Origin of the sequence: Exilibacterium tricleocarpae (genome assembly GCF_007004655.1) — a bacterium.
Taxonomy (GTDB): Bacteria; Pseudomonadota; Gammaproteobacteria; order Pseudomonadales; family Cellvibrionaceae; genus Exilibacterium; species Exilibacterium tricleocarpae.
Genome location: NZ_ML660087.1, coordinates 1 through 12,600, shown reverse-complemented (window position 1 = coordinate 12,600; position 12,600 = coordinate 1). Strand labels below are relative to the sequence as shown.

General features: G+C 52.9%; 5 protein-coding genes. 3 read left to right on the top strand and 2 right to left on the bottom strand.

Going from position 1 to position 12,600, the window contains the following annotated elements; all coding sequences use genetic code 11:
• Positions 1–127: 127 nt before the first annotated feature.
• Positions 128–1,075 carry a hypothetical protein gene (locus tag FKG94_RS00025; RefSeq protein WP_142902137.1) on the bottom strand — a complete coding sequence of 316 codons (948 nt, stop codon included), beginning with the start codon at positions 1,073–1,075 and terminating at the stop codon, positions 128–130.
• 424 nt (positions 1,076–1,499) lie between these two features.
• Positions 1,500–2,513, bottom strand: coding sequence for an L-glyceraldehyde 3-phosphate reductase (gene mgrA, locus FKG94_RS00020; protein WP_142902136.1), 1,014 nt, complete (start codon positions 2,511–2,513; stop codon positions 1,500–1,502).
• A 305-nt stretch (positions 2,514–2,818) separates the two neighbouring features.
• Here mgrA and FKG94_RS00015 point away from each other — a divergent pair, with 305 nt between their 5' ends.
• From FKG94_RS00015 to FKG94_RS00005, 3 genes are all read left to right on the top strand, one after another.
• Positions 2,819–3,556, top strand: coding sequence for a GNAT family N-acetyltransferase (locus FKG94_RS00015; protein ID WP_142902135.1), 738 nt, complete (start codon positions 2,819–2,821; stop codon positions 3,554–3,556).
• Between the two features lie 976 nt (positions 3,557–4,532).
• Positions 4,533–11,849, top strand: coding sequence for an FG-GAP-like repeat-containing protein (locus FKG94_RS00010; RefSeq protein ID WP_142902134.1), 7,317 nt, complete (start codon positions 4,533–4,535; stop codon positions 11,847–11,849).
• Entirely contained in the window at positions 11,836–12,195 is a 360-nt protein-coding gene (locus FKG94_RS00005; RefSeq protein ID WP_142902133.1) for a hypothetical protein, read from the top strand. Before FKG94_RS00010 ends, FKG94_RS00005 begins: the two co-directional genes overlap by 14 nt.
• The last annotated feature ends 405 nt before the right edge of the window (positions 12,196–12,600 follow it).

The window sequence follows — 12,600 nt, the reverse complement described above, 5'->3', positions numbered from 1 at the left end:
TAAACTGCAGTTGTGCAGGCAGACTCCCACAGCAACCAGGGACGCCCAGCAACCAGGGACGCCTGGAATGGCACTGCCTTAAGCACGTACTAAGTTGCTAAGTTGCAGGCGTCCCATCCGATTTCTCTTAATGATCCGGCAACTCACAAGGACGATTTATTGGACAATCTGTTCGCCACCTGAAGAACGGTTGCTCCGTAAACGAAAACTCTAAATGCTCGGAAATATTTATTGTCACCGTATCAACATCGTAGAACAAGGGTCCGTAAAGGCCCACATAATAGACCGGCGTCTCTTCCAATGTAATTGTCAAACTCTCACCACTGACAATGTCCAGCAAGCCGTCTTTAACCTCTCTACCCAAGTCCCGACCCTCAAATACATAAACATTGTCAGGAATTTCCGTATCCAACCCGAAGACAACTGTCTCATAACCTGAGAGTGCATTGATTCGCTCATAGATTGCAGCTTCCGCTTCAGCCTCAAGGCTGTCTTCCAGTTTGTTCGTGACAATAGCGTTAAAAAGCGGAATAAGATCTAAAATGGAATCCACATCGACGTGGACGTCAACTCGCAAGCTGGGATCTGCATAGACGTTATAAATTGCGCCACTACTAATATCGTAACTGCCATTAAGCCAGATGGGAGTGGAACTGAAAGACACTTCTGCTTCTGCCAATATGTTTTTTCTTAATCGGGCGCTGGCATACACAGTGAATCCACCAAAGCGAACACTGATAGTACCATCTTGCTCGCCATACAGTGCCAGTGTGATTGGACCATTAATTCTGAAATTATAATTTCTAAGCGACAACTTGCCATTAATCTCCTCTTGTATGGCGGCTCGCAATTGTGCGCGCAACTCACCCTCCATAGCCTGCACATCCGCTGCCCGATTTACGATGCTAGCATAGTCGTTTGAAACATCGGTATAGGAAAAAAAACGCCCGGCGTTGGAATAACTAACCGTGCCACTGTACCGAACATAATCGACAACCTGGTAAGAATCGGCTTGCGCAATGTTTGCCAACGCAATAAGGAAAAGTAGGATAGCGACTTTTGTAGATTTACACATAAATCAACCTCGCTGCTCAAAGATTAAAAAACTATAAACCAGGGACGGTGTGATAGAAAAATTTAGACTATTTTTTCAGCTCATTTAATCAAAACAGCTTTTCTTTGTCGATCCAAATCTTAAAATATATAATTTATATAAAACCAACGCCATTTTTTTTGCGTTACGGAAGCCTACACACCATGCACCCTAAATAGGGGAAGAAACAACTGAACAGGCGCCGTTTTCTACAAGCAGTTTTTATATAATTTAAGCTTTTTTAAAATTGCTGCTGTGAGCTTTTTGGCTATAACTTAATGCATTTAGCCCAGCACGGTGAGGTTCCCCCACTTTAACGGAGACTTTAAATCGGCAGCAATGTCGCCTCAGGCGAGTTCTATAAACAGGGGAAGGTTCACTCCGTCTTAAAACTTATACCCAAACACTACTCCCCAAGAATCGCCTCAATCCGCTGCAACTCATCGGCAGAAAAATTCAGATTCTCCAACCCGGCCACACAGTCCTCTATCTGCTCCACCCGGCTGGCGCCGATAATCGCACTGGTGACCGTCTCATCGCGCAGTACCCAGGCCACCGCCATCTGCGCCAGGGTCTGGCCGCGCTCGCTGGCCACCACATCCAGCTCTCGCGCCCGCTCGATTTTTTCCGGCGTGACATGGTCGGCACCCAGATAGATCTGCTCGCTGCGCGCCGCCCGGGACCCCGCCGGCACCCCCTGCAGATATTTGTTGGTCAATAAACCCTGCGCCAAGGGTGAGAATACGATGGCACCGACCCGCTCGCGCTTCAGCACGGCAAGCAGCCCCTCCTCGATCGAGCGATCGAACATATTGTAACGGGGCTGGTGAATCAGGCACGGCGTGCCCAATTCACGCAACAGTGCCAGTGCCGTCTGTGTCTGCGCCGGACTGTAGGAGGATATACCGACATAAAGCGCGCGACCGGAGCGGACAATGTAGTCCAGCGCCGCCATGGTCTCCTCCATGGGCGTCTCGGGGTCCGGACAGTGGCTGTAGAAGATATCGAAATAATCGAGCCCGGTACGCTTCAGGCTTTGATCGATACTGGCCACCAGATACTTGCGCGAGCCGCCGATACCGTAGGGGCCCGGCCACATATCGTAACCGGCTTTGCTGGAGATAATCAGCTCGTCGCGGTAAGCCCCGAGCCCCTGGCGCAACACCGTGCCAAACGTGGACTCCGCCGAACCAAAGGGCGGGCCGTAGTTATTGGCCAAATCAAAATGCGTAATGCCCAGATCGAAAGCCCGGTGCAGCATGGCCCTGGCATTTTCCAGCGCGTCGACACCGCCGAAGTTCTGCCACAGGCCCAATGACAGCAACGGCAGTCGAATGCCGCTGTTGCCGCAGCGACGGTAAGGGATTGAGTCATAGCGGTCCGGGGATGGCGTATAGCGAGTGTGCAATTCTTCGGTCATGGTTTCAGGGGTCACTGTAATCGTTGATTAATCATTGAACGTCGATAGTTGTCAGCGGGCAGCTCCCGCCCGGCGCGTCAAGGTTACAAGATTGCCGGTCAGGTGGAAAGTCAGGCGGCCTTCAGAGGTCCGTAAATCGTGTGGCGAGAAAAACCTGGCCTAGACCACGGAACAAAAGATCACTTGCTACACTCTTATGTCACTGACATGCAGTGATCAGCCTTACTCTTAATCTCCTCGGGCAGTAACCAAGAGATGATCTTGTCAGTTAAATCCACTTCGACAATAACAACAAGGCACTGGTAATGGCAAAGTATCAATGGATAAATAAGCCGCCGATCATACAGGTCAAGAAAGAGAGTGTTCTCCTCGGCTACCGGAAACAACTACTGCGCAATATCGAGAACTGGCGTCTGGCTGAGCCCGACTATGACGTTCCCCCGGAGATAGAGGGATGGAACAGTCGTTGTGGCTACTCGGATTCCATCGCAACTCTGGTTAAAAACGAGGACTTTAACTTTGTTTACCTGCTCGAGGGCGTCCCAGTCGGCATCATGACGATGAGCGATTATCTGCTGCCTTATATCAATGACTTGGTTCTGCACCCCGGCTCCGAGGGTGGTGGCGCAATCATGATAGAGCACGCAGTCAATTTCTCTAGGGGCATGGGATATGGCGGTAAACTGGAACTTTGGTCTTACAATGGCGAGTCGACAAAATTTTACCTGAAAATGGGATTCACCGGTGTCGACTCAGGCAGCGGCAGTATGACCCTGGACCCGGCTACCAGCGATCTGTGGGATACCGCCGGCAATCGATACCACTTGAAGAAATACGCCGCCCAGACCGCTTATCTGTATTGTCTACCACCCCTCAAAAAACCGCTGCCGCCGATACCGAAGAAACCCTTGCCGCGCAAACCATTGCCACCCATCCCAACCGCATCGAGTCAGCCGCGTCCGACCAGGCCCTTGCCGCCGGTTCCCAACCGGTCGATACCGGCGGTTCCCAACCGGCCACCACCGCCAGTTCCAGACCATTAGATAGCACCAACAGGATCAAGGTAACGCGATCGCAGCCTGTCCCTGATTTCACTTAAGCAACTATGTGCTAATTGACCGGTCTGGCTTCAGCGAAAGCCAGACCGCCCCTCAGTACGCTAAATCGAGACCGATGTGGCTAGGGCAGCGACCGATGAAACGATGCAAATACGCTTAAGGAAGTGACATTAAGGACTGCCTCCCTCGAAGGTGCGTATGGGTGGTGTCAACCTAAATACGTACAATTGGCATGTCCAGTGCTATGGCTAGTGGGTTGATTTCCTCAATCTCATATTATTATTCGGGATATGAGATATATTTTTACCTATTGTTATTGCATATCGGCTGAAATATTTCCCCTCTGGGGAGCCTTAAGTCAATCAGCAAGGTGCTCGCCGCTATAATGCTCTTGTCTTTATCGGTCATTGAGGTGCGGATTTTTTGCGATGAATTGTTTTGTTTTAGGGAGTTATTTTTTAAGGTCTCGCATGGAAGGGATTCTGAGAGTGTACAACAATATAGGACTTTGGGTGTTGAATTTTTCTATCCGGCGGTTTAAGTTGCGACAACGAACTACAAGTGTGACAGGACGAACTTTGTATTGCTGGAAGCGTTGAAAGCTTTATCGGAATTAAACGCTGCCGCATACCAAAGACGGCCTTGCGCTTAAAACCCACAGGTTAAAATAATCCTATATTACACTTTTCTGTTTGCTAAACCTGTTAGGATTTGTGGTCTCGTAAGTAGCAGCTGCAACGGGATTAAAAATCTCGAACTCAACACCGCTCAAGGAATTTGAAGAAAATAAAATTAAGGACGCTGAAATACCAAGACATTGCAAGGAAGCCAGTCGTTCTAATAACGTTACAGCCTTTAAAAGCGCCAAGAATGGTTGTTGTCAGCAACTGACAATGCCCGCGTGAAGGAACTGTTCCTGTAAGAATAAGTCAATAGGCTAAAGGATTAAAAGGGGCCCCACATGGAAAAAGTCATAAAGCCTTTACTGCCACTGTTGATCACCGTGTTGTTGCCACTCCAGTCCTGGGCCATCAGCGGTCCGGCTACGGATAACGACGGCAATTACACGCTGCATTTCAGCCCACAGCAAATGTACAAGATTGTCGAATTCAAAAACGGTGTTTTTGTTAGAAACTTCTTCTACCCGTCCGGCCAAACGCTGCAGATAACCGGTAGAAACAACGGCACCTATCGCTACGAGCACTGGACGCGCTGGACCATCTGTGTATGGGAAGAGTGTGATGTTATCGACAACTTGGAAGGCTCGCACACTGTGGTTGTGGATATTCCCAGCATTCCACCGCAAATGACCCCACCCTCGTTAAATGCCACTCACGTTTCCAGCAGTATTCCGGTTTCCTGGTCGGCGAGCACAGGCCCTAATGTCACGCAGTATGAAGTAGAGCGCCGGGCGCAGGGTGCGTGGTCACGTGTCTATATCGGCGCTGCACGGAGTTTTACGGATTCAGTACCCGGGGACGGCATTTATCACTACCGGGTGCGCGCGCAAAATGCGCAAGGGTGGAGTGCGTTTTCAAGCGCCGTGCAAACGGTGGTGGCGATCACGCCCGGTGTGCCGGCGTCGATAACCGTGCCCGCAGCCAGTGACAGCGGCACCTATACTGTCGCTTGGGGCAGCGCCAGCGGCTCGGTGGATCGCTATGAGCTGTTTCAGCAAGCGGGCGGTGGCGGCTGGTCGCAGGTCTACGCCGGCACCGCGAGGACAAGCAGCGTCAGCGGCTTGGGCGATGGCGACTATCGTTACCGGGTCCGTGCCTGTAATGTCGAAAGCACCCTGACCACCTGCAGTGCCTATAAGACGTCGACCGTCAGCACCACGGCCATCAGACCCGGGGCACCCGCGCGCATTGATGTGCCGCCGAGCGATGATAACGGGACCTTCTCTGTCTCTTGGGCGAGTGTCAGCGCCCCTCTGGACCGCTATGAACTGTACCAGCAAACCAACGGCAGCCAATGGGGGCTTGTCTACGCCGGCAGTGGCACCGCCAAGACGGTGAGCGGTCTGGGCAACGGCAACTATATCTTCCGGGTACGCGCCTGTAACGTCCAGGGCAGTGTCACCCACTGTGGTCCTTATCAAACCTCCGGCCTGGTGTCGGTCTTTGTCGGCGGTCCGGGCACGGGCGAAATCGACCCCGCCAATGACCTGATGGCTGAACCTGAGTACAACGGCCTGCTCAAGGGCGAATACACCGTCAGCGACACCGGCAACTTCCGCTATCGCCTGCCCCTGGTGATCGCGCCGGGTATCAACGGCATGCAGCCCAACCTGAGTTTGACCTACCGCAGCAACCGAAAAAACGGGCTAGTCGGTTGGGGCTGGCGGATCGGCGGTCTATCCACCATTACGCGCTGTAAGGCGAGCGTTGCCCGGGATAAGGCCTTCAGTGGTCTCAATCCCGGTGATGACTACCGCTTCTGTCTGGATGGCGAGCGTTTGGTTGAAATTGCCAGCGGTGAATACCGTACCGAGGCGGATGACTTTGCCCGTATTACCCGCCTCGGCGGTACCGCAACGGCGCCGGCTGCCTGGACCGTTGAATACCCCAATGGGGAGGTTTTTACCTACGGCGCCACTAGCGATGCCGTGCGCTACGATAACCAGGCGCAGCCCTTAACCTGGCATCTCAATCGCCGGCAGGATATGGCGGGGAATTACCTGACCTATACGTATTTCCACGACGCCGCCCAAGGGATTCATCGTATCCAGGCCATCCATTACACCCACAATGATCTGGCAACCGGCACGGATAATGCCGTGTTGTTTACCTATGAAGACCGGGACGATGTGCTGGAGACCTACCGCGGCGGTGCCCGCTATTACATGCCCCAGCGGTTGAAAACCATCGAGACCCGCGCCGGCGGTGTCAACCTCAACACCTACACACTGCACTACCAGCGCTATGGCCAGCGTTACTTTGGCAAGGTGTTTGAAGACCCGGTGAGAACCAGCCACCTGGCGCAGATCGATCTGTGCTACGGCTATGGCGCCCAGTGTGTTGAACCTTTGCGCTTCGAATGGAACGACAGTGAGTCGGCCACGTTTGGCGTGGACACCGGGACCGCTCATAACCGTTTTCCCGCGCGTACGGGAGATTTTGATGGCGACGGCCTGTTGGAGCACTTCCGTGCCGACGTGGATAGCGTTAACGGGGACTTAACGCTCTCTGTCACCGCCATAGACCCCAGAGACAGCGGCGATGGATTTCCGGATGTCCGTTTTGACCACAGTTACCCCGTCCCCTCTCACGTCTATGATGTGAACCGGGATGGCAGGGACGATCTGGTGAGCTTCGATTTCAACGAGTTTGCACCGACTTACAGGGTCGTTGTCTACCGCTCCACGGGCAATGGGTTTGTCGCGGAAACCTGGGCCGATGGCCTCAGTGAACTCTCATCCGGTTGGTTGTTTACGGCCAGGCGGTTTTTGCGCGATATCAACAACGACGGTTTGCCCGACCTGCACTACTACAAGATTGACCATCAAAATCCCGCGGATTCTAAATGGTATGTGAAGATCAATACGGGCAGCGGATTCGAGCCTATCAGGCTATGGTTGGACAATCTCACCGACTACTTTGTCAAGCTCAGTGATTCCCCGCGTCACTTTGGTGACTTTAACGGCGACGGACTAACCGATCTTCTCATTTGCCGTTTTCCTCATACAGCCGCGTCGAATTGTCATCTCGAGGTGCTGATCAATACCGGACAAGGTTTTGTCTCGAGTGGTGTCTGGGGTAGCATCGCGAATAAAACCCACCTCCTGCGCGTCGGCGATGTCAATGGCGACGGTCTGATCGATGTCTATCATTCCCCGGGCAACAATGAACCGGGCTTTGTCGCCCTGTCTACAGGCGAGCGCTTCACGCCCTGGCAGCAGTGGCAGGCAAACGCTCAGGATGGAGGGCTGAGCCCCAGGCTGGCCTTCGCCCATCTGAATGACGACAAGTGTGCTGACCTGGTCAAATTCGGCCGAAGAAAAGGGAATGGGAAATTCGACACCTGGGTCGAATTGTCCTCTTGCGCCGGGTCCCAGGCCGGGGGACAGGGATTCTTACCGCCGGTAAAATGGCTTGCCGACTCACATGAACGCCCCATAGTCGCCGACTTCAACCTCGACGGCATGACAGACCTTTCCGCCGTTAGCTACGCTAGTGGGGAGCGAACGGTGAATAGCGTCACCCGAAAACTTCTACACGGTGTAGTCGATGGCCTGGAAGGTAAATTGTCCGTGCAGTATGGGCCGATGACCACCAGTGCGCATTACACGGTAACGGCGGCCACCCGGACGACCTCTTCGTTTACCCATGCCGGCGAAGGGTATGAAGGACGCGAGGAGGAAGAGGACGAAGCCAGGCTGCCCGTGCCCACACCGCGCCTTGTTGTGGAAACAGTCGTCGACACCCGCTCAGCAGGCGATCGCAAAAGCCTGAGTTATCACTATAACAACCATCGGCGCGATGACAGCGGTTGGGGATCGCTTGGGTTCGATACGGTGGCAGTGACCGATACGGACAGCACCGGTGCGGTGCGCAAAACCGTCAACCACTACCATCAACGGGTCGATGAGGCCTATGCGCTGATGGGCTACCCCCACCGGACGTTGGTCTATGCCACGGACAGCACCCAGTCGGGAAACACCTTGCGCCTGTTGAGTGATAAACGCTTTCAGTGGAAGGTGCGCCTCTATCGCGATGATATCGATGCCGGTCATAAGAGCCCGCACTATTTTCCCTACCTGCTGGAAACCCATGAGCAGTCGTGGGACTTGGTGGGCACCAAAGGCAGTCAGACGACCAAGAATTTCACCACCACCAGCTTTGCCTGTTCACCGGTCAGCACCGCCGTGGTGACGACCCTCGCAGGTTCATCGAGCGACAGGGATGTCAGTGCTTATGGTGTACCCCTATTCTCTCGCCAGGTGTTTTGCGATAACGTCGACGGGCAGGCGTTTATCTCGGCTGTCGATACGACGTATTCTGATATTACCGGTATCGACACCACAAACCGGTGGGTGCAAGGTTTGGTTCAGCGTCAACGTACGCAGGGGTGGATCGGTCATCCCGGCAGCCTGGATTCAGAGGTACGTACCGTGGCATTCCGTTACAACACGCTGGGCCAGCTTTCAGAGCGTGTGTCTGAACCGGATGACAGCACGAACAGTCCGCTGCGGCTGAAAACCCAGTATGACTATAACCCCTACGGCAGCGTGAACCGCACCACACAGAACTGGGGTACGGGTGCTGGAGCGGGATTGGGGTTTACCTCCACGGTCACTCGCGCTGACGAAACTTACGGTGTTGACGGCGTGCGCACGGTCACGCTGACCAATGCGGCAGGACTGACACAGACCACCCGCTACTCAGCCAAGTTCGGCTTGCCAGTGCGGGAAGTCGACGCCAACGCTCTGGTGACCGATACGGTGTACGACAATCTCGGCCGGGTGGATTTTGTCATCCACCCCGATGGCACCTTGACGGAATATGACGTCCGGGCGTGCCTGGGGTGTTTTGCTTACAGTGGGACGGCAGCCTCTTACGTGCAAGTGAAAACCACCGGGCGGTCTGCGGTGCGTACCTATTTGGACGCCGAGGGCAGAGAAGTGGGCACGCGCTCGAGAAACTTGGACGGGACGTTTGTCTACACACGTCGTGACTACAATCCGCAGGGTCAGTTGTCGACTCGCACGGCGCCCTTTTTCTCCACGCCAAGCGTCGATACACGCTACGAGTATGATGTATTGCGCCGGCTGACGAAAATCACCTTTGCCGACAACACCACAGAAACGATTGATTACGACGGCATCCAGGTCACCACCACCAATCGCCTGGGGCAGGCCAGCTTGCAACAGCTTACCGGTGGTAATCTGGTTGTGCTGAGCCGGGATGCTGCGGGCACGGCGGTAGCCTACCGTTACTCGCCCTTTGGCGATCTCACCTCGACAATCGTCGACGGCAATGCCGCCACCACGGTTGACATCCGTTACGACCGCCTGGGCCGTAAAATCCGGTTGGATGATCCGAATACGGGCGTGCGCGTTTACACCTATAACGCCCTGGGCCTGTTGGACTCAGAGACCGATGCCAAAAACCAGGTAACCCGATACCACTACGACAAGCTCGGTCGCGTCACCCAACGGGTCGACAATGCGACGGCTGCCGGTGCCGCGACGCGAACCCATATCTGGACTTACGATAACAAGCCTAAGGGTAAGGGGTTGTTGGGGTCCTTGGTGGGTTTTAATACCGATGGTTCCCCGTATGCTGAGCACTACACCTACACCTCGCTGTCCCAGCTCGGTAGTCAGCAGACGGCGATTGACGGCCAAGCCTTTACGTTCCAATGGCATTACGACGGCTTTAGCCGCCCCACCGGTATGACCTACCCCAGTGGGTACCGGACAATCGAAGACTATAATGACTACGGCTTCCGGCACGCTGTGAGGGCGGGCAGTGACGGCCGGGTGTTATGGTTGGCCAATGCCACAGATGCCCGGGGCAATCTGACGCAGTTCACCCTGGGCAACGGTGTGGTGACCGATCGACACTTTGAGGCGATTGATGGGCGTATTCAGTCCATCCACGCGTACAAAGGCCTCTTTGCGATCCAGGATCACAGCTATCAGTTTGATGCCTTGGGTAATGTCACTCAGCGGACTGATCATAAACACACGGTGACCCAGAATTTTTGCTATGACGATTTAAATCGCCTGACGGCGTCACGCACAGGTAGCTGCTCTGCCGCCAGTAGCGACTTTACCTACGATGCGTTGGGTAATATTACGCAGAAAACCGGCGTGGCAGGCCCCTATCGTTACGGTCAGAATGGCGCGGGTCCTCACGCGGTGACCCGCGCCAATCATCTGCAGTACACCTACGATGCCAACGGCAATATGATCGCGGCTAAGGCCGGCGCGCAGACGGTCAAGTCCGTCGCCTATACGGCTTTTGACAAGCCTTCGCGTATCAGTGACACTACGTCGGGGTCGGAAAAATGGTCGGACTTTGTCTATGGACCCACGAAAAGTCGCGTCAAGCACGGTGACAGCGGTGGCCGCACCACTGTTTATGCCGGCCTTGGCAGCTATGAAGAAATTACTAAGAGTGGAATAACCCGACAGGTTCATTATATCGGCGACTTTGCGCTGTATCTCAGTGACGCCGGTGTTGCCGGCGGCGGTACGTACCGTTACCAGCACCGTGACCATCTGGGGTCGCTGGTCGCCAAATCCGGTGAGCAGGCCACCAGTGCCAATGACGTGGAATGGCTGGCCAACGGCCCCTGGGGCGAGCGGCGACACCAGACGTGGGACGGCAGTATCGACGACACGTACCCGCCTGTTGATTCCGCGCGCGGTTTTACCGATCACGAGCACCTGGACCGCGTGGGTCTGATCCATATGAATGGGCGGGTATACGATCCACAGTTGGGACGTTTTCTGAGCCCGGACCCACTGGTGCAAGCGCCGCTGAACAGTCAGAGTTATAACCGCTACGGCTATGTGTTCAATAATCCGTTGAGTGTTGTCGATCCGACGGGTTATGCCTCTGAGACGATAGAGCAGATTGATGTTGTTGGTTACAAATTTGATAGTGAAGTGAAAAATGCGGGATCGGACTGGTTTCAGTCGGGGGTAAAACTTTACAATTACACTAATTCCAGTAGATCGATTGGTAGCGTTGCAGGGATTATTCATCCGGGGTTTTGGTTGGGTCGTGCAGCGACGGTTGATGCTCGGGTTGATACTGGGGTTGATGCGAGTGATGACGCGTCGGGGTATGATAGTGACGATGGTCATGGTGCACAGAAGGGTGCCGCCTTAGATGGGGCATCGAGATCATTTAGAAAAGGCTTTTCTGAGTTCTCCAGTGATTACCCGGAATTGACAAATGGATTATCTGTAATACCAGTTGAGGAATTAAAAAGAGCTAGAGCTTGTGTTACAGAACATTGTATTAAGATACCGATGGAAGAATTTGTCAATCCCGATATTTCTTGGGTTGATCACTATGAGCTAATCGCCCATGAATCGCTACATCGCTGGATGATCCAAAATTTCACTTATGCTGGTGTTCTAGTAATGGACATGCATACTTTCAAGCCCGGCCAATACGGTGGACAATGGAGAGGTTTAGCGCATCAATATGTTATCGATAAAAGTGCTGAAATGAAGCTTTGGGTAAATACGATGCGTCGTTTAGAAAAGCCAACTTATAGCGGGGCCGAGTTTGCGAGGTATTATCATGAAAATCTCTGACTTTAATAAGTTACAAGTAATCTTAAAGCCATTAAACCCATTTAGTAAAAAAGCTTTGATAGCCAGTCTGACTGTTTTCAGTGTAACTGTTGTAGTATTAGGTATTTTGACCTCACACGAGATCGACTACTACGGTGTTGACAATAATGAGAGAATTGAAACTGATTTGAAGATATTGAATGAGAGCCTAAAACAGTTTTATATGGAAAACGGTAGCTATCCTGAATCTCTTGATATATTAGTTGAGATGAACTATTTGGCAGTATTGCCGGTAAGAGAGTCAATTAGTTTCAATTACCAGTTAGAAAATAACGGAGTTGATTATACACTAAGCATCGTTAGATGATGTGCAGATTATTTTCATGCAACAGAAACTGCGAGGAGGTTAGCACAAAAATACCCTCAAACACTACCGCAGCTCTTGGCAACTTAAGCTATTAAAAGTTAGCTGACGCTGTAACAGACTGTGCGTTAAAAAGTGCGTTAAAAAGGACAGGCACCGTTAAAGGTCGATTGAGGGGAGGTCGATTGAGGGGTCAAATCTTGACTAATAGGATTTAGGCCAGCAACGATATTCTTTTCCTTTTTTATCAAGAAGAGAACAAAAGGCGAGAAAAGGCGAGTGAGGACGGCGAGGACAGGCACCGTTAATAGAGAGACGGCGAGGACAGGCACCGTTAAAAAAACAACGAGGAGTTGCAGCCAGAATATTCTCTCAAGTTAGCACTATCGTTTTGTTAGAGTAGCAGAG

Excerpts from the sequence above, each read along its gene's own strand:
- FKG94_RS00025 (WP_142902137.1), bottom strand. The coding sequence starts at position 1,075 with ATGTGTAAATCTACAAAAGTCGCTATCCTACTTTTCCTTATTGCGTTG.
- mgrA (WP_142902136.1), bottom strand. The coding sequence starts at position 2,513 with ATGACCGAAGAATTGCACACTCGCTATACGCCATCCCCGGACCGCTAT.
- FKG94_RS00015 (WP_142902135.1), top strand. The coding sequence starts at position 2,819 with ATGGCAAAGTATCAATGGATAAATAAGCCGCCGATCATACAGGTCAAG.
- FKG94_RS00010 (WP_142902134.1), top strand. The coding sequence starts at position 4,533 with ATGGAAAAAGTCATAAAGCCTTTACTGCCACTGTTGATCACCGTGTTG.
- FKG94_RS00005 (WP_142902133.1), top strand. The coding sequence starts at position 11,836 with ATGAAAATCTCTGACTTTAATAAGTTACAAGTAATCTTAAAGCCATTA.